Annotated in this window: 16 protein-coding genes; 5 read left to right on the forward strand and 11 right to left on the reverse strand. The window is 72.4% G+C overall.

What is annotated here, in order from left to right:
* Positions 1-142: 142 nt before the first annotated feature.
* Genes ABGB21_RS28650 through ABGB21_RS28660 form a run of 3 tightly spaced genes read left to right on the forward strand, consistent with a single transcriptional unit; the run spans position 143 to position 1,813 of the window.
* On the forward strand, positions 143-1,156 hold the full coding sequence (locus tag ABGB21_RS28650; protein WP_347655684.1) for a hypothetical protein: 1,014 nt from the start codon (positions 143-145) through the stop codon (positions 1,154-1,156).
* Positions 1,157-1,179: 23 nt separating this feature from the next.
* The gene (locus tag ABGB21_RS28655) at positions 1,180-1,485 is read left to right on the forward strand and encodes a hypothetical protein (protein WP_347655685.1); all 306 of its coding nucleotides are present in this window, start codon (positions 1,180-1,182) and stop codon (positions 1,483-1,485) included.
* Positions 1,486-1,507: 22 nt separating this feature from the next.
* Positions 1,508-1,813, forward strand: coding sequence for a hypothetical protein (locus ABGB21_RS28660; RefSeq protein WP_347655686.1), 306 nt, complete (start codon positions 1,508-1,510; stop codon positions 1,811-1,813).
* Between the two features lie 157 nt (positions 1,814-1,970).
* Here ABGB21_RS28660 and ABGB21_RS28665 read toward each other — a convergent pair whose 3' ends face one another.
* From ABGB21_RS28665 to ABGB21_RS28675, 3 genes are all read right to left on the reverse strand, one after another.
* Complete coding sequence (locus ABGB21_RS28665; RefSeq protein WP_347655687.1) at positions 1,971-6,488, reverse strand: FtsK/SpoIIIE domain-containing protein; 4,518 nt, start codon at positions 6,486-6,488, stop codon at positions 1,971-1,973.
* Positions 6,488-7,774, reverse strand: coding sequence for a hypothetical protein (locus tag ABGB21_RS28670; RefSeq protein WP_347655688.1), 1,287 nt, complete (start codon positions 7,772-7,774; stop codon positions 6,488-6,490). Before ABGB21_RS28670 ends, ABGB21_RS28665 begins: the two co-directional genes overlap by 1 nt.
* Before the next feature lie 242 nt (positions 7,775-8,016).
* The gene (locus ABGB21_RS28675; RefSeq protein ID WP_347655689.1) at positions 8,017-8,577 is read right to left on the reverse strand and encodes a helix-turn-helix domain-containing protein; all 561 of its coding nucleotides are present in this window, start codon (positions 8,575-8,577) and stop codon (positions 8,017-8,019) included.
* A 57-nt stretch (positions 8,578-8,634) separates the two neighbouring features.
* On the opposite strand from ABGB21_RS28675, the gene ABGB21_RS28680 reads away from it, so the two are divergent.
* A complete protein-coding gene (locus tag ABGB21_RS28680) occupies positions 8,635-9,819 on the forward strand; it encodes a benzoate/H(+) symporter BenE family transporter (protein WP_347655690.1) in 1,185 nt (394 codons plus the stop codon).
* 77 nt (positions 9,820-9,896) lie between these two features.
* On the opposite strand, the gene ABGB21_RS28685 is transcribed toward ABGB21_RS28680, so the two are convergent.
* The gene (locus ABGB21_RS28685) at positions 9,897-10,358 is read right to left on the reverse strand and encodes a hypothetical protein (protein ID WP_347680416.1); all 462 of its coding nucleotides are present in this window, start codon (positions 10,356-10,358) and stop codon (positions 9,897-9,899) included.
* A gap of 191 nt (positions 10,359-10,549) precedes the next feature.
* Positions 10,550-12,790, reverse strand: a complete 2,241-nt coding sequence (locus tag ABGB21_RS28690) for a S8 family serine peptidase (protein ID WP_347680418.1) — start codon at positions 12,788-12,790, stop codon at positions 10,550-10,552.
* 311 nt (positions 12,791-13,101) lie between these two features.
* Between ABGB21_RS28690 and ABGB21_RS28695 the strand changes: the two genes are divergently transcribed.
* Positions 13,102-15,642: a tetratricopeptide repeat protein gene (locus ABGB21_RS28695; protein ID WP_347655691.1), complete on the forward strand. Its 2,541-nt coding sequence runs from the start codon at positions 13,102-13,104 to the stop codon at positions 15,640-15,642.
* A gap of 411 nt (positions 15,643-16,053) precedes the next feature.
* Here ABGB21_RS28695 and ABGB21_RS28700 read toward each other — a convergent pair whose 3' ends face one another.
* The 6 genes from ABGB21_RS28700 to ABGB21_RS28725 form a co-directional block, all read right to left on the reverse strand.
* Complete coding sequence (locus tag ABGB21_RS28700; RefSeq protein WP_347680420.1) at positions 16,054-17,769, reverse strand: cellulose binding domain-containing protein; 1,716 nt, start codon at positions 17,767-17,769, stop codon at positions 16,054-16,056.
* Between the two features lie 132 nt (positions 17,770-17,901).
* Positions 17,902-18,402 (reverse strand): MauE/DoxX family redox-associated membrane protein, encoded by a 501-nt coding sequence (locus tag ABGB21_RS28705; RefSeq protein ID WP_347655693.1) that lies wholly within the window; start codon positions 18,400-18,402, stop codon positions 17,902-17,904.
* Positions 18,403-18,405: 3 nt separating this feature from the next.
* Positions 18,406-18,717: a S24/S26 family peptidase gene (locus tag ABGB21_RS28710; RefSeq protein WP_347655694.1), complete on the reverse strand. Its 312-nt coding sequence runs from the start codon at positions 18,715-18,717 to the stop codon at positions 18,406-18,408.
* Positions 18,714-20,492 (reverse strand): ABC transporter ATP-binding protein, encoded by a 1,779-nt coding sequence (locus tag ABGB21_RS28715; protein WP_347655695.1) that lies wholly within the window; start codon positions 20,490-20,492, stop codon positions 18,714-18,716. The genes ABGB21_RS28710 and ABGB21_RS28715 overlap by 4 nt, the downstream gene beginning before the upstream one ends.
* A 3-nt stretch (positions 20,493-20,495) precedes the next feature.
* Entirely contained in the window at positions 20,496-20,978 is a 483-nt protein-coding gene (locus tag ABGB21_RS28720; protein ID WP_347655696.1) for a hypothetical protein, read from the reverse strand.
* Between the two features lie 68 nt (positions 20,979-21,046).
* Positions 21,047-21,286, reverse strand: coding sequence for a hypothetical protein (locus ABGB21_RS28725; RefSeq protein ID WP_347655697.1), 240 nt, complete (start codon positions 21,284-21,286; stop codon positions 21,047-21,049).
* Between the last annotated feature and the right edge of the window lie 21 nt (positions 21,287-21,307).

Genomic DNA, 21,307 nt, shown 5'->3' on the forward strand with positions numbered 1-21,307 from the left:
CGCACCCCTCCCGCCGCCCCGGACACCTCGTCCTGTTCGACGCGACGCACCCGCGCGGAGGTTCACGGTGAACCGCTCACCGCCCCGGCCGCGTCGAACCTCACAGACGGCACATGTCGACGAGCTGGCGGAGGGGTGCACGATGGCCGACCTGGTGCTCGACTACGCGTTGCTGCACAAGCTCGCGGGCAGCCTGCGCGAGCTGAAGGGAAAGATCCAGTTTGACGTGGAGACCGGCTCGCGTCGGGCGATCGTCACCTCCGACGGGGCCGTCGTCGACTCCAGCCAGGTCGGCAACTCGACGTTGTACGCGACGCTGAGTGCCTTCTTCTCCGCCTGCCACACCCCGTTCAAGGACTCCATGGAGTTGCTCGACGAGCTGGCCAACACCTTCGACGGCATCGCCAAGGCCTACTTCGACCTGGACGCCGACATCGCCGGCAAGGTCAACCTGGACCGGCTGCGGGCGAACATCAGCGGCTGGCAGGCCGACACCGCCGCGTACGAGCGATACCTCGACCTGAAGGACCGGGAGATCACCTTCCAGTACTACGACAAGGACGGCAACCTGGTCGACGGTTCGGTGCCGGTGTGGAGCGGAGACCCGGTGCCAGAACCGGGAGACGCACCCACCTCCGTCGACGGCACCTCACCGGTGGGCAGCAACACCACCACGGCGGTCCTGGACGACGACGGCAACGTCATCTCCGAAACCACCACGGTCACCTCAGGTGACGGGCTGACCTACACCGAGAAGACCGAGTTCACGTACCGCGACACCGACGGCGACGGGCGGACCGACGTCATCGACTACACCTCCACCATCACCCATGCCGACGGAACCGAGGAAAAGATCGAGAAGAAGACCAACGACGACGGCTCGTTCGTGGTGACCTCCACCACCAGCGAGGGCACCACCACGAGCACCGTCACCCCGGGGGCCGACGGCGGATCGCATCAGGTCACCGTCGACCACGAGGGTGGGACCACCACGACCGACATCGTGGTGACCGGGCCGGACAGCGGCACCAAGACGGTGGTGGGCCCGGACGGCACCAAGGTCTACCACGGCAACCCGAAGACCGGGGAGTGGAGCCTCGTGTCGGAGGAGGCACCCGAGGACGACTCCATGCCGTACACCACCGTCACCATCTGACCAACCTCGTCTGGAGCAGCGCCATGCCCAACATCACCGTCGACTTCGCCAAGGTGCAGACGGTCAACGAACAGCTCAACCTGGCCGTCACGCAGACCGTGCCCCGGTTGGAGGATCTGCTCGCCGCGGTGTCCCAGTTGCTCACCAGCGACGGTGGCCTGTGGTTGCAGAAGTCCAGCCCCACGCTCAGTGGGCAGTACCAGACCTTCAACACCGAGTTGACCGCGGCGATCGAGAGCATCCGGTCGTTCGCCCAGCAGTTCCACAACATCACCGTTCAGCTGCGCACCATGGACGAGCAGATCACCGCGTCCAGCAGCTCCGCCTGATCCGCCGAACCGGAGGCATCCGATGGCAGAAGTCAACGTCGATTACGACCGGATCCACACCGTCTCCGGGCGGCTGACCACCGAGGGCGCGGAGATCGCCGACGTGCTCAAGGGCTTGAACACCAGCGTCACCGAGCTGCTGACCAGCCAGGGCGGCCTCTGGATGCAGCAGTCCAGCCCGGTTATGAGCAGCCAGTACACCGAGTTCACCGCCTCGCTGACCAAGGCGGTCAGCAACCTGGAGACCTTCGCGGCGAGCTTCGCGGCGATCGTGAAGAACCTCAGCGACATGGACCAGGCGCTGTCCACGCCGCCGCCCGCACAGTGACCACGCGGCCCGGGGGCCGTGACCGGCACCCGGGCCGCGCCCAGCGTCGAGTGCCGGTGAGTCGAGCTTCCTTCCGGCATCGATCAGGAGGTGGGCGGCGGATGTCGATCTCCGAACGGCGGCTACCTCATGATCGACGGACCGGAAAGGTGGGGCGTCAGCGGAGGGCGGTGTGCGGGATGGTGACCGTGGTCAGTGCGGCGGTTGCCGGGTCCGGCAGATAGCCGCGTCCGGGGCGGCTGCCGGCGCGCAGCAGGCCGGGCGGCACCCGGGCACCGACCAGGTCACCCTCGATCGCCGACTGTGGTGCGAGCAGCACACCCTGCCGGGAGCGCCGGGCCTCGGCGATCCACCCGCCCAACGACTGGGTCAGGGTCTCGGCCGTCCCCGCGTACGCCAGACCGAGAGCACGATCCCGGCCGGTGGCCACCACCTGGCGCAGCACCGCCTCCACCGGGTTGGCGAAGCCGAACAGGTCGACGTCGTCGACCAGCACCACCAACGGGCCCCCCAGTTCCTCGACCGCGGCGGTCAGGTGCGTCGGGTCCGGGGCCGCTCCCTCGATCGCGCGTACCCGGCCGTGTACCGCCAGCCGGCGCAACACCGACTCGCGGGGGGTCAGGATCACCAGGGCACTGCCCCCCGCCAGCAGCGACACCGCCAGCGTGGCCAGGGTGTTGCTGCGGCCCGAACCGGGCGGACCGGCGACCAGGAAGGTCGCCTGCTGACCGGCGAAGTCCACGTAAACCGGTGCGGCGGCGTCACCACCGATCCCGAGCAGCGCCCGTAGTGGCCGCCGCTGCTCCTCCGGGACCTGCGCGAACGCCTCGGCGAAGGTGACCGACGCGGGGAGTCCGGCGACCGGGAACGGTCGGCGCTGCGTCGGCACCCCGGTGTCCCGGGCCGTGGCCCGGGCGGCGATCCGGCGGATCGCCTCGACCTGCGCCGCACCGGACGGGTCCGGATCCAGCAGAGCGATCTGGATCTCCGCCTGGTCCGCCGAACGCCAGCCACGTCCGGGCGGCACCACCTCCGGTATCCGGCGGTGGTTGACGCCGATCGCCGAGTAGTCGGTGCGGTCGGTCATCCGCAGCATGATCCGGTGATCGTTGAGGTTCGCCACCCGTCCGGTCAACAGCGACCGCTCGGAGGACATCACCAGGTGCAGCCCGGCGGCCGGCCCCTCCCGCAGCAGGCCGAGGAACTGGTCCAGCAGCCGGCCGCCGTCGTGGTCGGCCAGGACGGCAGCCAGCGAATCCCAGCCGTCCACCAGCAGCATCAGGTGCGCCGGACGCTCCGCCGGCGGCAGCGCCGCCCGTAACTCGTCGAGCCCGGCGCAGGAGTGCCGGGCCAGCAGTTCGTGCCGCCGGGCCAGCTCGCCCTGCAGCCGGCCAACCAGCCGCTCCAGTCGCTCCAGGTCGGCTCGGGGCACCACCGCGCCGCAGTGCGGAAGCTCTGACAACACCACCATCGACCCGCCGGCCGCATCGACCGCGTACAGGTGCACGTCGGCGCAGGACAGCGACCGGGCCAGTGACGCGGCCAGCGTACGCAGCAGCTGTGACCGGCCGGTACGGGAGGCGCCCAGCACGTAGAGATGTCCGAGCGCGGACAGGTCACAGGTCAGCACCGGCTGGCTCTGCTGATCCGGCAGGTCAGCCAGTGCGTACGGCACCGGCGGCAGACCGGGGCCGGCTCCGGGCTTCGGCGGGGTCAGGTCGTCCAGCAGCACGACCGGTGGCAGCGGCGGCAGCCACGGACTCGGCTGTCGCGCGCAGCCCACCTCCCGGGCGGCCGCGTCGATGGCGTCCACCAGTACGTCCAGGTCGGTGGCGGCCAACTCGTCCGGCGCGGCGCTCCCGTGTGTCGGTTCCACCGGCGGCGGCAGCGCCCGGCCCAGCCGGGACCAGGGCAACTCGGTACCGTGCACCGGCGAGGTCGGCCGGGGTTGCGCCGCATCGGCGTCGGCACCCCGGAACACGGCACCGACGTACCCGGTCTGGAAGGGCAGGGTGGACCGGTGGGCGAGCCGGGCGAGTGCGCGTCCGGGGGTGGCCACCGGGATCATCGCGGCATCCGGCACGTCGATCACGTCGGAGCTTTCCATCGGATCGGTGACCCGCAGCGCGATGCGAAGGTTGGTGTTGGCGCGGATGTCGGTGGTCACCACGCCGGCCGGGCGCTGGGTGGCCAGGATCAGATGGATGCCCAGCGACCGGCCCCGCTGGGCGATGCTGACCAGGCCGGGGATGAAGTCCGGGACCTCTCGGGCGAGCGTGGCGAACTCGTCGATGACCAGCACCAGTCGGGGCACCGCCGGCAGCGAGGGGTCGCGGCCCCGCATCGTCCGGTACTGGACGAGGTCCTTGGCGGCGACCTCGGCAAGGATCTCCTCGCGGCGGCGCAGCTCCGCGGCGAGCGACTCCAACGCCCGGACCACCAGCGCGCTGTCCAGGTCGGTGACCATGCCGAGGGTGTGCGGCAACCGTACGCAACTGTGGAACGCGCTGCCGCCCTTGTAGTCGACCAGCACGAAGGTCAACTCGTCCGGGCGGTTGACCGCCGCCAGCGACACCACCATGCTCTGCAGCAGCTCGGACTTGCCGGCGCCGGTGGTGCCCGCGATCAAGGCGTGCGGCCCGTCGCGGACCAGGTCGAGCGCGACCGTCCCGTCGAAGCCACTGCCGATGACAAAGCTCGTGGACGCGGGTTGTCGGGACCAGCGCTCGGCCAGTTCGGTGCCGTCCGGTGGGACGGTGTCCAGCAGTTCCAGCAGCCGGCTGCGGTCGGGCAGCCCGGCCGTCTCGTCCGGGGTGACGTCCCGCAGTGGTGCCATCGCCCGGGCCACCCCGTCACACCACCGTGGGGTGACGGTGTCGGGGCGTACTCCGGTGGCCTCGGGTATGCCGGTCTGCCGTACGGTCAGCCCGTCCGCGTCGGCGCGCAGCACCGCGGTGCACTCCTCCGGCAGCAACCGTTCCTCGGCGTCGATGCAGATCGCGAAGACCCGCACCGCCGGTCCCTCGGTGAGCACCTGCACCATGCCGGGCACGTCGCGCAGCCGGCGCGCCCCGTCGACGACCAGCACCACGTCGGGTTCGCTGAACAGGACCTGACCGAGCTGCGAGCCGCGGGCCCTGGTCCGCGCGGTGACCAGTGACACCAGCTCGCCGACCCGGTTCGCCACGGTCTCCGGGTCGTTGCCGACCAGCGTGTAGGGCCGTCCGGGCGGGACGCCGTCCTCGGGCGGCCGGGTGTGCGGCAGCCACCGGACCCAGCTCCACCGATCCTTCCCGTTCGGCTCGGTCAACACGTGGATGCGCAGGTCGCGGGGGCTGTGCAGGGCGGCGGCCTGGAGGACGAGCCAGCGTGCCGTCGCGTACCTGGTCTCCGCCGCGCCGGCCAGACCGACCACCAGACGGTCGACCAGGTCCACGGTGACCGGCACGTCCGGCACGATCCACCGCAGCTGGCGGTCCACCTCGCTGCGGGCCGGATCCTCCACCTCGATCAGTGACGGCTGGTCCATGGTGCCGACCCGCAACACGAGGTGGTCGGGATCGCGGCGGCGCCGTTCCCAGAGCCGTCGACCCGGACCGACCGCGGTGTGCAGCACGGTCGCCGGATCGGGGGACGCCTCGCACCGAGCCAGCCGTTCCTCGGCTACCGCCGCGGTCAGCTCCCGCATCATCCGGGTGTGTTTGCGGCGGTACTCGGCGAGATCCTTGCGGTACCGCTTGCGGCCGCTGCGCCGGTCGGTGAACCAGTTCGCCAAGGCCAGCACCGGACTGAGCACCATGATCAGCAGAAAGAAGTACGACTTGAAGAGGAAGACGAACGCCAGGCCCAGCACCATCGGCGCGAGGATCATCAACAGCGGGATCGGGCGGCGGGTCGGCCGGGTCGGTGGGGTCGGCAGCCGTCGCCGGGCGAAGAGCAGCGGCGGCACGATCCGCGGCGGCCGGTTGAAGTCCAGCATCGGCACATCCACGGCCGGGGTCACCGCGGCGTCCGGTGCCGGGCGCGACACCAGCCGCAGCAGGCTCCCACCTACCGCCAGATCCACCCCGGGCGGCCAGCGGCGGGAACCGTCCCGCTGTTGCTCCCAGGGCTCCGGCCCGCCGTGCTGTCCGGCGGGAGGATCCGACGCGCGTGGTTGCTCCGGATAATCCGGGTAGCCGGGTGGATCCACCGGATCGGTCTGCGGCGGTAGTTGCGGCAGCGCCAGGCGTACCGCCCCCTCACCGGCGGCGACCCAGGCGCGGCCCTGCTCGTCGACGGTGAGCCGGGCGGCGTGCGCGGGCACCCTGGTGCCGCCCGGGTCGATCGCGGACCCCGCTGCCGAGCCGATGTCGTGACAGCCCAGGCCGACCGGCCAGATCCGTCCGGCGCCGGGACCGCCGACGCCGTGCACCTCCAGCCAGTGGGTCCGCCGGTCGCCCGGCAGGTCCCGTACGCCGCCGGTCGGCACCGACGTACCGGCACCGAGCCGGACCCCGGAGACCAGCCCGGCACGGCTCACCGTCCAGGTCGGATCCAGGCGTGCCCCGTCGAGATACCAGTCACCAGGGGCGCCGTCCTGCTCGGCGAGCGCACCCACCGGCGTGTCCACCCCGACGTCCATCGCGACGTCCCGCTCGGCTCCGGCGGAGACGAGGGTCAGCAGCAGGCGCATCAGCGGTCTCCGGTTCGTTCGGCAGGCTCGACACCGGAGTGGACCATCGCTCGCCGCTCGTCGTGTGCCTGCTCGATCAGGTCGTCGTTGGCGACGGGTGGGACCGGCGGGACGGGCCGTGGCGGGACGGCCGGCAGCGTGGCGGGTGACGGCACACGGGTCGGCCGGGCACGACCGGGCACCGCCGGTTCCGCCGGAACGGAGGAGGCGGCGCCGAGGGCTGTGGACCCGGAGGGGGCCTCCTCGGCCCAGGCCGGTGCCGGTGTGACGACGGGCGCGGACCGGTGGGCGGGTCGCAGGCGGCGGGTCAGCGGCGCGGAATCCGCGTCGAGTCGCAGTTCCGGCGCGATCACCCGACCCGCCAGGTCGACCCGCAGTCGCCAGCGTGAGCCCGGCAGGTAGCCGTCGACCAGCACCAGCAGCCCGGGATCGTCGGCGACCAGCGTGGCGAGTTGCGCCGCCGTCTGCGGATCAGGCCGCCGGCAGACCAGGACGGTACGGCCGGCCGGCTCTTCCGCACGCCGTGCGAGAGTCGTCAGCGCCTCGGCCAGCGGCATCCGGTCGGCGTCGGTCGCCTCGAGACCGTCGCCGGGTTCCGTCGCGACGATCAGACGCTGCACGCCGTGCCCGTCGAGCAGGGCGGCCAGCTGGACGACCAACGCGGACACCAGCCGCTCCGCCGGCGTCGGGGCACCGTGCACCGACACGATGCCGGGGCAGCGGGCGAAATCCAGCAGAACCAGCGTGCTGGCCCGGACGCCCACGGCGAGCGGCAACAGGTCGCCGGTCACCGGTCCGTGGGCCGGGGGCAGCGGCACGTGGGCCCGCCAACTGCGCGGTGTGGTGGCCTGCCAGGGCGATTCCGCTGCCGGTGGTGGCACGTCCGCCTCCGCCCCCGGACCGGCGAGTCGTACGCTGATCTCGCCCGGGCCCAACAGCACCAGGTACGGCCAGAAGTCGTCCCGTTCGGCCAGCGCCGATCGGGCCGACACGATCCCGGCCCGGGCCGCCGGCACCGGCCCCGATCCGGCGAGGTGTCGGCCGACCACCCGCATCCCTCGCCGACGGCGCAGGAAACCGACGACCGGCGCCACCAGATCCCTGGCCGCGCCGACGATGGCTCGCCGGACACGCCGTCCGGTGCCCCACAGGCCATACCGGCGGTCGAACCACCGCAGCAGCACCACCAGCAGGATCAGCAGCTCCAGTACCGTGAGTACGGCCAGCAGCGTCTGCCGGTTGGTGTCCAGGAAGCGGCCGAGGCCGCTGAAGGACGGCGGATTCAACCGTGGTTCTCCTTCGCCCGTAGCGCGCCCAGGTGCGGCACAGCCGTGCCCCGATGGTAACCACGGGCCGATGGCCGTTCTGGCTGCCGACGTCCGGCCGGGGACAGCAGATCCGCAGTTCAAGCCGCCCGACCGGGGCCTGTCCCCGGCAGGTCGTCCAGTCGATGAACTCCTGGTGACATTCGCCCGACCGGCGAGCTCTCGACGGTCCGCCAGGTGCGGATAGCGAGCCCGCAGCCGGCTCAGCGGCGGGGGGTACGGATCAGCAGGGTCGCCCGGACCTCGTCCGGCCCGGCCGCGGCGTAGAGGTGGGGGGTGTCGGCGGCCCAGGAGACGTGCTCACCCGGGCCCACCGGGACGGGCGCGTCGACCGGCCCGACCCGGGCGTGGCCGCTGAAGACGGTGAGGTGCTCGGTCACGCCGGCCGGGTGGGCGGGCGAGACCTGCTCGACGCCGTCGACGATGCGCAGGGCGAACAACTCGTAGGTGGCGGCCGGCTCCTCGAAGACCTCCAGCAACGTCGACACCACCGCCTCGCCCCGTACCGGTGCGGCGGTGGAGACCGGGGCGCCGCGGTCCAACGTCAGCGCGCTCATCGGCACGCCGAGCGCGGCGGCGATCGCGTAGAGGGTTTCGAGCCGGGGATCGCGGCTGCCGTTCTCCAGCCCCGAGAGGGTCGCCTTTCCCACGCCGGCCATCCGGGCCAGTTCGGAGAGGGTGAGGCCACGCGCCTCACGCAACTCGCGCAGCCGCCGACCGACTGCCGACCCGTGGTGGTGAGGGCTTGTCTGGTGCGCGGTCATCTGCGTATCGTGCCACCCGGCGTCCGTTCCGTTTACGGAACGCTGGGAGGAGTGCTGATGGGTTGGGCACGACCGGTCGTCGCCGGCCTGCTGAGCGCGATCGTGGGTTACGCGAGTTCGTTCACGCTGGTGCTCGCCGGGTTGCAGGCCGTGGGCGCCAGCCCGGCCCAGGCCGCCTCGGGCCTGCTCGCCACCTGCCTCGGCATCGGAGTCGCGGGTGCGGTGTTGGCCGTGCGCCACCGGATGCCCATCGCCATCGCGTGGTCCACGCCGGGCGCGGCCCTGCTGGTCGGGGCCGGACCGGTGGCGGGCGGCTTCTCCTCGGCCGTCGGCGCCTTCCTCGTCTGCGCGGCGCTGACCGTGGTCGCGGGCCTGGTGCCGTGGCTGGCCCGGGCGATCGCCGCCATCCCGCGACCGGTGGCCGGCGCGATGCTCGCGGGCATCCTCGTGCCGCTGTGCACGGCTCCGGTCCGGGCCCTGGTGGACGTCCCGGCGCTGGCCCTGCCGGTGGTCGTGACGTGGGCGGTGCTGCTGCGCTTCGCCCGCGGCTGGGCGGTGCCGGGCGCGCTGGTCGCGGCCGTGGCGGCGATCGCCCTGACCGGGCCGGACAGCGCGCTGGCCGATGCCACGCTGCGACCCGCCCTGGCCTGGACCGTGCCGACCGCCGACCTCGGCGCCGTGGTGGGCATCGCGCTCCCGTTGTTCCTGGTCACCATGGCCGGCCAGAACGTCCCGGGTGCCGCCGTCCTGTCCAGCTACGGGTACGAGGCGCCACTGCGGCCCGCACTGGTCACGACCGGGCTGGTCAGTGCGGCGGCGGCCCCGTTCGGCGGCCACCAGGTCAACCTCGCCGCCATCACCGCCGCCCTGACCGCGGGCCCCGAGGCACACCCCGACCCGGGCCGGCGCTGGCTCGCCACCCTGGCCCTGGCGGGTGGCCAGGTGCTGCTCGGGCTCGGGGCGGGCCTCGCCACCGCGCTCGTACTGCTCTCCCCGCCGGTGCTGGTGATCGCCGTCGCCGGCCTGGCGCTGCTGCCGGCACTCGGCACGGCACTGGGTAACGCCGTCTCCGACCCGGCCGGGCTGCTGCCCGCCGTGGTGACGTTTGTCGTCACCGCGTCGGGGATCGCCGTGCTCGGCGTCGGCGCCGCGTTCTGGGGTCTGCTCGCCGGGCTGGCCACCCTACTGGTGACGCCCCGCCGTCCCGCCACGATGAACGCCGCCGCCCTCCCGGGTGACTGACCCCGACCGGCCGACGGGGGGCTGTTCCGGCCTCGGGCGGTGCGGGGGCGGGCGACGAGAAGACCGATTCGATCAGTTCAGCTCGTGGACCCGTGCCACCAGACGCCGTCGGGGCTGACGAACAGCCCGGTGTCACCGTCGTAGCGGCGTACCCGGATCTCCATCTCCCGGTTTTCCGGCAGGTCCTTGTTGCAGACGCCCACCTTCCCGGCGCCGAGGCTGATTCGGCAACGGCCCCGGCGGTAGACGCTGCCGTCGACGTACACCCGCCACTCGGCGACCACCGACGCACCGTCGGCCAGCCCGTCCTGGACGTAGAACTGGTCGCCGTAGGGAAGGAAGCACGCCGTGCCGTAGTCGATCTGTGAGCACAACAGGTCCGGGGCGCCGGGGAAACCGCCGACCTGGACCGCGTCGTTCCATTCCCACTCCAGCGGCGGTGGCGCCGCTGCCGCCGGCGTCGCCACGGGCAGACCGGCGACACCCATGAGTACGGCCGCCGCCAGCACCACGCCCCGCCTACGAGCGAATACCCGCATCCGTGTTCCCCCTGTTCCCCGTTGCCGATGACTGTCGATCCCAAGGATTCGGGTCGGGGTCGGATGCCGGCAAGGCGTACGGCGTTCGGTCGTGTTCCGAACTGTTCGCCGTGCCGACGGCGGTCCCTACGCGAGCGTCCCGACCGGCGAGGCCGGTCGGGACGCTGCCGACCCGGAGCTTCAGACGGCCGTCAGAGGGTCAGCTTCCAGCCCTCGATCACACCCTCGTTGCCTCCGTACTGGTCCTGGACCCGCAGCCGCCAGACGCCCTGGGTCCGCTTCGCCGACAGGTCCAGGATGAAGGTCTGGTAGACGTTCGACACCCCCATCCCGTTGGAGTTCTGGAGCACGAACTCCTGTCCGTCCGGTGCGAGCAGGGAGACGCGGAGCTCCCAGGCCCACGGGTGACGGACCTTGACCTCGACGTAGCTGGTGGCCGACGGTGCCCGGCCACAGGCGGCCACGTTCATCGGTGAATCGGCCCTGCCCTCGTCCGGAATCCGCACGTCGGCGGTGGCGAGGCCGCCGCACGCCGGTGCCGGCAGGTCGGCACCGGCCAGGTTGAGCTTCCACGAGTCGAGGAAACCGGAACCCATCGGTCCGGAGTCGTTGACCCACAGCAGCCAGGTGCCGTTCGCCGTCTCGGACGACAGGTCGTAGGTGAACGTGTAGTCGACGTCGTCGGTCGTGCCGCCGGTACGGAAGAACAGGTAGTACCAGGTGCCGTCGGGCGCGATCAGCCGGACGTCGAGGTCCTCGATGGCGTTGTGGTCGATGTGCACCTCCACCGTGCTGTTGCGGGCGGCGGCGCCGGCGCAGCCGCTGATCGTGATCGGGACCTCGGCGGCCCAGTTCCCGGACAGTGTCGTGTCGGTGCCGTTCGCGGCGACACAGCCGGGGACGCCGTCGACGCGCAGCCGGAACAGCGTCGGACGGGTCGCGCCGGTACCCGTTCCGATCACCGTGACGGTGTAGTCGCCGGCCATCGTTTCCGGACCCGTGCTGATCGTGAGTGTGGTCGTCCCGTCCGAGGAGATGGTCGCCGGCCGGAACGTCGCCGTGACGCCGTCGGGCAGGCCGGTGGCGACCAGGGAGACCGGCTGCGTCGACCCCCGCGTGACGGTGCCGGTGATCGTGGTGGAGACGGTGCCACCGGCCGTCACCGTGCCGCTCGCCGGGGTGGCCGCCAGTGCGAAGTCGTCGGCCGGGGTGACGTGGTCGACGTGGAGCAGTCGGTTCGGCGAGCCGGCGCCCGCGTCGGTCACCACGCCCGGCGTGGCGTCGGCCAGGAGTTCCGCGGTCACCTGCGCGGGCGGGTAGGTCGGGTGGTCGGCCAGGATCAACGCGGCCGCCCCGGCCACGTGCGGGGTGGCCATCGACGTCCCGGAGGCCGTGCGGGTGGCCGTGTCGCCGCCGACGTACGCCGACGTGATGCCGACACCCGGCGCGAACAGGTCCACGCAGGTACCGACGTTCGAGAACGGCGCGCGGGCGTCGTCGGGACCGGTGGCGGCCACCGTGATCGCGGCCGGGACGGCGGCCGGGGTGGTCTGGCACGCGTCGGCGCCGTTGTCGTTGCCCGCGGCCACCGCGTACGTGACACCGTCGGCGATGGACCGCGTCACGGCCTCGATGACGGGCGGGTACGACGGGCCGCCGAGGCTGACGTTCGCGACCGCCAGCTCGCCGGGGTCGTGGTCGGCGGTCACCCAGTCGATACCGGCGATCACCTGCCCGATGTGCCCGCGTCCGGCACAGTCGAGCACGCGTACCGCCACCAGCTGCACGTTCTTGGCCACTCCGAAGGAGGAGCCGCCCAGCGTGCCGGCGACGTGGGTACCGTGGCCCTCGCAGTCGGTGGCGTCGGCGTCGTTGTCGACGAAGTCCCAGCCGGACACCGCCCGACCGGCGAAGTCGGTGTGGGTCAGGTTGATCCCGGTGTCGATGACGTACGCCCGGACCGCCGGCGAGACGTCCGGGTAAGTGAACGAGTTGTCGACCGGCAGCGTGCGCTGGTCGACCCGGTCGAGGCCCCAGGACGGCACCGGGCTCTGGGTGTCCGCGGTGGACACGAAGTGGTTCTGCGTCACCGAGGCCACCGCCGGGTTGGCCGCCAGCCGGCGGGCGCCGCGTTCGGAGAGCCGGGCCTCGAAGCCGCGTAGGGCGTGCCGGTAGACCAGACCGACGCCGCCGCCCTGCCGCGACGCGAGGGACCGTGCCGTGCCGTCCACGGCGTCGGCCGTGACGGCGGAGTCCCGCAGGACGACGATGTAGGAGCCGGCCACGGCGGTCGGACCGCCGGCGGCGTGAACCACCCCCTCGGCCGGGGCGGCCATCACGGGCGTGGCGGTCGTGACGAGGGCCAGCAGGGTCGCCGCGGCCAGGATGCCGGACCGGGGTAAGGAGGTCCTGCGATGTCCTGTCGATGCCATGGTCGCCTCCCCGGAACGTGGGTGACGCGTCGGGGGCCCGGACGCGTCCGGCGGTACGGTGGGTTGGATCTCCCGACAGCCGTACCACCGACACCATGGGTCATCGATCTCAATGGATTCTTAGAGTTCCGGACTGACGGATATCCGGCGACGTCGTATTGATAGGGGAGAATGCCGACTACCCTCCGGATGTCAGTGCCCGGAGGTGCCGGGCGGCCAGCAGGCGGAGGCCGTATGACCGAGCGGAGCGAGGTCATCATCCAGCACAGGCGACCAGGTCATGGCCTCGACGAGCGCAGCGAGGAGAGGTCATGACCGACCAACGCGTCCGTCCGGACACCCGACGAACGTTCCATCCGGCACCCGGGACGAACCGTTCCGAGGTCGCGGTCGTGCCCGGGGCCGCCGAGGTGCGGACGACAAAGGAACTGGCCCTGCTGCTGCGTCAGCTACGACGCCGCCATGCCCGCCAGCGGGGCGACACGCCGCTGACGTACCGGCAGTTGGCGGCGAGGACGGGCTGGTCGCACGGGGTCATCGGGGAGTACTTCGCGGGGAACATCCTGCCGTCGACCGAGCGGTTCGACGTCCTGATCCGGCTGCTCGGGGCCACCGGCGCCGAGCAGGGGGCGCTGGCCACCGCGCGGGACCGGGTCGAGGAGCGTCGCCGTCAGCTGGAGCCCGCCGACGAGGCCACCGGGGACGCCGGGTCCGCCGTCGCGCCGGCTCCGGACCGCGCCCCGGGCGCCGATGCGGTCCGGACCTGGATTCCCGTGCCGCACCAGCTACCGCCGGCGCTGACCGGCTTTGTCGGCCGTGCCGCGCAGCTCGCCCAGCTCGACGCCGCCTGCGGCGGCCCGTCCACCGCCGACGGGGCGGACGGCCCGGGTGAGCCGGCCGCGACCCCGGTGGTGCTGTCGGGCACCGCCGGGGTCGGCAAGACGACCCTGGCCGTGTACTGGGCGCACCGGGCCACCGACCGGTACCCGGACGGCCAGCTCTACGTCAACCTGCGGGGATTCGACCCCACCGGTTCGACGGTGACCCCCTCCGAGGCGGTACGGGGCTTCCTGGAGGCCCTCGACGTACCACCCGACCGCATCCCCACCCACCTGCCCGCCCAGGTGGGGCTCTACCGGAGCCTGCTCGCCGGCCGTCGGATGCTGATCGTGCTGGACAACGCCCGTGACGTCGAACAGGTCCGTCCGCTGCTGCCCGGCAGCCCGAGTTGTCTGGTGCTGGTGACCAGTCGCAACCGCCTTGCCGGCCTGGTCGCCACCGAGGGCGCCCGACCGCTCACCGTCGACCTGCTCAGCCCCGACGAGGCGTGGCAGCTGCTGGCCCGGCGCCTCGGCGCGGACCGGTTGACGGGCGAACCACAGGCCGTACACGAGATGATCGAGCGGTGCGCCCGGCTGCCGCTGGCGCTGGCCGTGGTCGCCGCCCGGGGCATGACACATCCCACGTTTCCGCTCGCCACCCTCGCCGCCGAACTGCGGAGGACGCCCCGGCTGCTCGACGCCTTCGACGGCGGTGACGCCGGCACCGACGTACAGGCGGTCTTCTCCTGGTCCTACCAGAGTCTGACCCCGCCGGCCGCACGCCTGTTTCGGCTCCTCGGCTGTCATCCGGGGCCGGAGATCGGCATCCCCGCCGCGGCCAGCCTGGCCGGGCTGCCCCGCGACCAGGTACGCCGGCTGCTCGCCGAGCTGGCGCACGCCCACCTGATCAGCGAACCGGCACCGGGCCGGTTCGGGGCCCACGACCTGCTGCGCGGGTACGCGGCCGAGCTGGCCGAGAGCGTCGAGGCGGCGGAGACCCGACGAGCGGCGATCCGGCGCGGTCTGGACCACTACCTGCACACGGCCAACGCGGCCGCACTGCTGTTGCAGCCCGGCTGGGACCCGATCGCCCTGTCCGACGTGCCACCCGGGGTCGAACCGGAGGAGATCGCCGACCACGGTCACGCGCTGGCCTGGTTCGACGCCGAGCACCGGGTGCTGCTCGCGGCGATCGCCCACGCCGAGCGCTCCGGGTTCGAGGGACACACCTGGCGGCTGGCCCGGACCCTGGTGGATTTCCTCCAACGTCGGGGCCACTGGCCGGACCTGGGCGACGCCCAGCGGACCGCCCTGGCCGCGGCCCGGCGGACGGACGACCGGACCGGGCAGGCGAACGCGCACCGCGATCTCGCCCGGGTGCTGGTCCGGCTGGGACGTCCGGACGAGGCGGAGGGCCACTACCACGCGGCGCTCGCGCTCTTCGGCGAACTCGGTGACCACACCGGGCAGGCGCGGACCCACCGGGCGTTCGGCGCGTTGCTGGACCGACTGGGCCGGCACACCGAGGTGCTGCACCACGCGACGCGGGCCCTCGAGCTGTACCGGACCGCCGGTCACCTGGCCGGGGAGGCCAGCGCGCGTAACGGGGTGGGCTGGGCACACGCCCAGCTCGGCCAGTACGGGCCGGCGCTCGACCACTGCCGGCAGGCGCTGGCGCTGCTGCGCCGGACCGACGACCGGCACGGCGAGGCGAACACCTGGGACAGTCTCGGCTTCATCCACGACCGGCTCGGCCAGCACGGTCGGGCGGCTTTCTGCTACCACCGGGCGCTGGGCCTGTTCGCGCAGATCGGCGACCGGTTCGACGAGGCCGACACCCTGACCCGGCTCGGTGACAGCCGGTCCTCCTCCGGAGACCGGGCGGGCGCCGTGCGTACCTGGCGGCGGGCCCTGCACATCCTCGACGATCTCGGCCATCCCGACGCGGACCGGGCCCGGGACCGGCTGGTCCGTGCCACCGGGCGCGCGGCGGGTACGGAGGGCGCCGGCCACAGGCGGTGGCACCGCTGATCGCGGTTCGTGGTCGCACCGGCGACCGGGCGGTGAAGGAGCTGATGCCGGATCGGCCGCGTCCGCCCGGCCGCGTGACAACCGGGTGACCCAGACGGCCTACATCTGGAGCCGCCCGACCGGGGCATCCGGGTGTTCGGCGGTCCAGACCCGGGTCGGGGACGTCCGGACGGCCGACCCGATGACCGACGTGTGCCGGGTCACCGTCGCCGGCGTCGCCACGGCCACCAGGAGCCAACAGTTGCGGGAGTTCTGCTCGGTCGAGACTGAGACGTGCCGAGCCCGACCGGACCGGTTGAACCGGGGAAGGCGCGGTACGGACACCCGGCGGCCGGCGAACGGCCGGGTCCGGCGGGCTGCCGACCCGGCCAGCGCGAAAGTCCTGCCGGGCGCCGGCCGACTCCCGGTGGCTCAGGTGCAGCCGATGCCGTTGAGGGTGAAGTCACGGGGTGCGGCGTTGTTGCCGCTGTGGCTGGCCTGGAAGCCGATGGTGGTGGAGCGCCCCGGCGGTATGGCGGCGTTGTGGCCCACGTTTGTCGCGGTCACCTGACCACTGGCAGGTGCGTACGTGGCGTTCCAGCCGGAGGTGATGGTCTGCCCGGAGCCGAGCGTGAAGCTCAGCGACCAGCCGTCGATCGCGCCCGTGCCGGTGTTGGTGACGGTGATGTTGCTGACCAGACCGGTGTTCCAGGCGTTCACCGACGTGGTCACCTGACAGGCGCCGGGACCCGGCGGGGCGGTGGTGGGCGGGGCACTGGTCGGCGGGGTGGTGGGCGGGTTGCTGGTCGGCGGGGTGGTGGGGCCCCCGTCGACGGTGATCGTGGAGATGCTCCGCGCGGGGACGGTGACGGTCACCTGGCCGCCGTTCACGGTCGCCGGCTGTGCCGCCGCGCCCAGGGTCTGTGAGGTCACGGAGTATCCGGCGGTCGAGACGCCTCCGGGGACCTCGACGACGGCGTTGCTGACCGCGCTGCTCGAACGGTTGAGGATCACCAGTGTGGTCTTGCCCCTGCCCTGGTAGGCGGTGACCTCCAGCGCGGCGGCCCGGGAGCTCTTCGAGACGGCGACCCGCCGGTCGCCGGGGCGGACGTACTTCGAGTACTGCGCGAACGCCTGGCCACGCCGGAGGACCGCGCCCTTCGTGGTCCCGTACTGCGGGTCGCCGTCACCGATGAAGGAGTAGAAGCGGCGGCCGTACCACCAGACGTACGCGCTCCAGCCGGACTCCATCGACCTGTGCACCGTCCGCATGATGTCGTCGAGGGTCTCGTTCCAGACGGCCGCGTTGCTCGGGTTCCCCCAGATGTTCGCCCCGTTGCCGTCGGCCGCGTGCAGGTTCCACTCGGTCATCCACTGGTTCTTGCCGTACTGGGCGGCGAGTGGGTAGGGGGAGAGGTTTCCGCTGTTCTCGGCGTCGTACAGGTGCCCGCCGACGTAGCCGATGGTGGCGCGCGCGGTGGCGTCCTGCAGCGTGGGGTCGGAGTACGCGCGGTTGAACCTCAGCGACTCGCCGACCATGAGTCTGGTGTCCCTGACCTTGGCACCCTGGTCGCGGACCCAGTTGCGCATCTCGGTGCCGGTCCAGTCCATCGAATCGTAGTCCGGGTGCCAGTCCGGCTCGTTCTGCACCGAGGTCACGTCGATCGTGACGCCCTGGTTCTTCATGTACTGCACGTAACTGTTCAGGTGCTCGGCATAGTCGTCGTAGTAGTCGGTCCTGAGCTTGCCGCCACCCACCCTGCTGTTGTTCGTCTTGAAGTGCGCGGGAGCCGTCCAGGGCGACGCGAGGATCCTGACATCGGAGCCGTGGGCCTTCGCCGTCCGCAGGCTGTTCGCGTACAGGCCCCATTCGCTCGACACCGGCGACACCACGGTCCGGATGATCGACAGACCCAACTCTCCCTCGCCCGTACCGACGAGGGTCCGGGTCTCGCTGTCCGTCCACGGGTTGCCGGAACCACCGAAGATCGGGGTCGCGGCCCCGAACCCGTCGATGGTCTGGTACGACGTGGCGGGGTTGACCGTGATGTCCGGCGTCGCGGCCGACAGGGGCGGGGCGGTCAGCACGCCCGCCACGCTGGCCAGCGCGGTCGACGCGGCCACCACCAGGATCCGGGACCTTCTCACGATTCACTCCACTGGCTCGGACGGCAACAGCGTCGACGGGCGGAGGGCCGAGTGGCGTTAAGAATAGACGTTATTCGATGCTCGCGCTAACGCGGATCGTTCGGCGCCGACGCCCCCGGCGCGGTGGACGGGTCAGGCTCGGCGGGATGGGCGGAACAGGTCGCGCACCTCGTCCAGCATGACGACGAGCGCGGCGGCGACCAGCGCGGCGGCGACGGCCAGGACCGCTCCGGCCGGACGCACCGGACCGACCGGGGCGAGCACACCGGCCACGGCGCAGCCGACGAGGAAGGCGTTGCGCCACACGTGGTGCCAGCCCAGCGGCTCCGCCGTACGGCCGAAACACCGGCAGGTGGCACCATCCCGCCGCAGGTTCCTGACGATGGCGAGGGTGAAGGCGAGCAGCAGCCCGGCAGCGCAGAGGAAGCCGGCCAGCGGCAGCACCGCCAACAGGACGACGGCGGTGAACTCCGCGGACACCACCGCCGCGGCGAGCGGGCCGGCCGGCCGGAAGCCCAGGTCGCGTACCGAACGGGTGAACTCGCGGTACGCGGCCCGGCCGGAGACCTTGCCGACCGCCGCCGCCAACAGGACCACGCCGAGCAGCACCCGGCACCCGATCTCGACGTACATCCGTCATCGCCTCCCTCTGGCCACGCCCAGGACCGCCTCGGGCGGCACCGCGCCGAAGTGCCGCGAGTCCTGGCTGTGCACGTTGTCCCCGCGTACCGTCACGGCGCCGTCGGGCTCGACCCGGTGCACGCGTTTCACCATCCACGGCACGTCCGTCTCCGGCACGACGTCGCGGGCCCGGAAGACGACCAGGTCACCGACGGCCGGCGCCCGGCCGACGCGGACGACGAGCCGGTCGCCGTCGTGCAGGGTCGGCGCCATGCTCTGACCACGGACGACCACCAGGCGCCAACGGCGACGCAGCCAGCCGGTCATGTCGCCGCCAACTGGTAGCCGCCGGCCTGGAGGCGGAACAGCCGGGCGTACTCGCCGTCGGCCGCCATCAGCTCGTCGTGGCTGCCCGACTCGGTGACCCGCCCGGCGTCCAGGACGACGATGCGTCGCGCGTCGCGCAGGGTGCTGAGCCGGTGGGAGATCAACAGTCCGGTACGCCCGTGACGGATCCGGGCCAGCGACGCGTGCACCCGGGTCTCGGCGTCGGCGTCCAGTCCGGAGCTCGGTTCGTCGAGGACGAGCAGGTCGGCGTCGGCGCGCATCAGGGAGCGGGCGAGCGCGACCCGCTGCCACTGCCCGCCGGAGAGCGTCACCCCCGGCTCGCCCTCCTGGTCGGCGAAGGTACGGCTGAGCAGTGTGGCGTACCCGTGCGGGAGCGCCCGGAGCCGGTCGTGGATCTCGGCGTGGATCGCCGCGTCCTCGACCTGCCCGGGGGTGTGCGGCAGCCGACCGACGCCGATGTTCTCCGCCGCGGTGAGGTCGTAGCACATGAAGTCCTGGAAAACCGCGCCGACGCGCTGTCGTAGCGTCTCGACCCGCAGCTCACGCAGATCCACCCCGTCCCAGGTGATCCGGCCGCGAACCGGGTCGTAGAAGCGGCAGAGCAGCTTCACGAGGGTGCTCTTGCCGGCGCCGTTGAGGCCGACGAGCCCGACGGCCTCACCGGCGGAGATGGTGAGGTCGACGCCCTGCAGAATCCAGGGTCCGTCCTCGTCGTAGCGGAACCACACGTCCTCGAACCTGATTTCGGTGCGCAGCGGCGGCGCCGGTAGCGAGCCGTCGGCCAGGTCGACCGGGGTGTCGAGAACGGCGACGTAGTGCCGGAACAGGCGCATCGCCGCGCCGACCTCGCCGAGCTGGCCGGCGATGCCCGCCAGACCGCTCTGCGTCGCGCCGAACGCGGCCAGCAGCAGCGTGAGGTCGCCGATGGTGAACCGGCCGCGGAGCGCGGCGTTCACCGCGATCACCGTGGCGACCAGGGTCACCGCGGCGCCGATCAGCGCCCAGCCGGCCTGCACCGTCGTGACGTGCCGCGCGGCGGTCAGTTCGAGCCGGTTGGCCGCCCGCAGGGCGCCGGTGAGCCGGTCGTGGAAGAACCGGCCGAGGTGGTAGAGGCGCACCTCGCGGGCGGCGCGCAGGTCGGTCAGCACGGTCTGGAACAGGAACCGGGCCCGGAACAGGCCGGCACTGTCCTCCACCGCCCGGGCGGTACGTCGGGACAGCCGCAGCTGGATGAGGAACTCGGGCACCGCCACGGCGAGCAGCAACAGTCCGGCCGGCGGCCAGAGGGACGCCAGGATCAACGCGAAGCCGCCGATGGTGACGACGTTCTGGGCCACCGAGACGGTGAACATGACCACCGCGTACGGCGCCTGGTCGGCGGCCTGCTGGGCCAGGGCCAGCCGGTCACGCAGCGCGGGCCGCTCGAACGGGGCCAGGCCGAGAAAGCTGTTCAGTTTCCGGTACAGCCGCACGTCGGCGGCGATCGTGATCGCGTGCTGCAACGCGGTGGTGAAGTAGCCGGAGAGCCGGTTGGCGATCGCCGCCAGGGCCACCAGGACGGCGATCGCCACCGCGTACCAGGTCGCGGTCGACGCGCTGGCCGCGCGGCCCCTGGCGACCTCGTCGAAGAGCAGCTTGGTGAACCAGGCGACGCCGATCGGCGGGGCTGCGCCGACCAGGACGAGGACGACCATGGCGGTGAGTGCCCTCGGGTCGGCGCAGCCCAGCCGTACGGCGGCTCGCAGCGTCGCCACGTCTCAGGCCAGGACCGGGAGTTGGTGGCTGGCGTCGACGACCACACCGTCGGCGACGGACAGCACCGCCGGGAAGCCCTTGACCCGCAACTCCCGCTCGGCGAGCTCCTCGGAGAGGGTCATCGTGTCGAAGCCCTCCAAGCGCGGGACCATCGACGCGGTCTCCGCAGGGGTGCCGATCATGACGACGAGGGCGTCGTGCCGGTAGCGTCCGGCGTCGGCGGTGAGAGTGTCCAGGATGGTCTGGCACGGCGGGCAGGTCGGGGTCAGCATCACCACGGTGCGCCGCCCGGCGGCCAGGTCGGCGTACGGGAAGCCGCTGACGTCCAGACCCGGGGCGGGCAGCACCTCGGGGACGGGCTCGCCGTCGTGGACGTGTCCGGCCCGCACCTCGCGCAGCCGTCGGGCCAGGGCCAGGGTCAGGACGAGGTTGAGCGCGGCGACCGCGCCGATGACGATGAGGGCGGCGTTGGCGAGAGCCGGCATGGGAACTCCTCGGCGAGTCGGGGGTGGGGGCGCGCCCCCCCGCGCCGCCCCCCCGACGGGGCGTCAGGTCAGCAGACGCCGGCCTTCTTGACATAGCAGACCGACCGCGACGTGCTGGTCACGCACGCGCCGTTGCAGTTGAAGTAGCCCTGCCGGTAGTAGCGGAAATAGACGCCGCCCGAGCAGTAGCCGTTGGACGCGACGCACGCACACGCCTGACCGTTCTCCGGCACACAGGCGCCGGCCTCCGTACGGCCGAGCACCTTGCCGAGGACCGCGTCGCCGACGCGGGTGATGATCCTGGTCATGGCAGACCTCCTTTGTGGGTG

The organism is Plantactinospora sp. B24E8, from assembly GCF_039871735.1.
Lineage (GTDB): Bacteria > Actinomycetota > Actinomycetes > Mycobacteriales > Micromonosporaceae > Plantactinospora.

What these genes read in the sequence shown, in the direction of transcription:
- ABGB21_RS28650 (WP_347655684.1), top strand. Translation starts at nt 143, where the DNA reads ATGGCCGACCTGGTGCTCGACTACGCGTTGCTGCACAAGCTCGCGGGC.
- ABGB21_RS28655 (WP_347655685.1), top strand. Translation starts at nt 1,180, where the DNA reads ATGCCCAACATCACCGTCGACTTCGCCAAGGTGCAGACGGTCAACGAA.
- ABGB21_RS28660 (WP_347655686.1), top strand. Translation starts at nt 1,508, where the DNA reads ATGGCAGAAGTCAACGTCGATTACGACCGGATCCACACCGTCTCCGGG.
- ABGB21_RS28665 (WP_347655687.1), bottom strand. Translation starts at nt 6,488, where the DNA reads ATGCGCCTGCTGCTGACCCTCGTCTCCGCCGGAGCCGAGCGGGACGTC.
- ABGB21_RS28675 (WP_347655689.1), bottom strand. Translation starts at nt 8,577, where the DNA reads ATGACCGCGCACCAGACAAGCCCTCACCACCACGGGTCGGCAGTCGGT.
- ABGB21_RS28680 (WP_347655690.1), top strand. Translation starts at nt 8,635, where the DNA reads ATGGGTTGGGCACGACCGGTCGTCGCCGGCCTGCTGAGCGCGATCGTG.
- ABGB21_RS28685 (WP_347680416.1), bottom strand. Translation starts at nt 10,358, where the DNA reads ATGCGGGTATTCGCTCGTAGGCGGGGCGTGGTGCTGGCGGCGGCCGTA.
- ABGB21_RS28690 (WP_347680418.1), bottom strand. Translation starts at nt 12,790, where the DNA reads ATGGCATCGACAGGACATCGCAGGACCTCCTTACCCCGGTCCGGCATC.
- ABGB21_RS28695 (WP_347655691.1), top strand. Translation starts at nt 13,102, where the DNA reads ATGACCGACCAACGCGTCCGTCCGGACACCCGACGAACGTTCCATCCG.
- ABGB21_RS28705 (WP_347655693.1), bottom strand. Translation starts at nt 18,402, where the DNA reads ATGTACGTCGAGATCGGGTGCCGGGTGCTGCTCGGCGTGGTCCTGTTG.
- ABGB21_RS28710 (WP_347655694.1), bottom strand. Translation starts at nt 18,717, where the DNA reads ATGACCGGCTGGCTGCGTCGCCGTTGGCGCCTGGTGGTCGTCCGTGGT.
- ABGB21_RS28720 (WP_347655696.1), bottom strand. Translation starts at nt 20,978, where the DNA reads ATGCCGGCTCTCGCCAACGCCGCCCTCATCGTCATCGGCGCGGTCGCC.
- ABGB21_RS28725 (WP_347655697.1), bottom strand. Translation starts at nt 21,286, where the DNA reads ATGACCAGGATCATCACCCGCGTCGGCGACGCGGTCCTCGGCAAGGTG.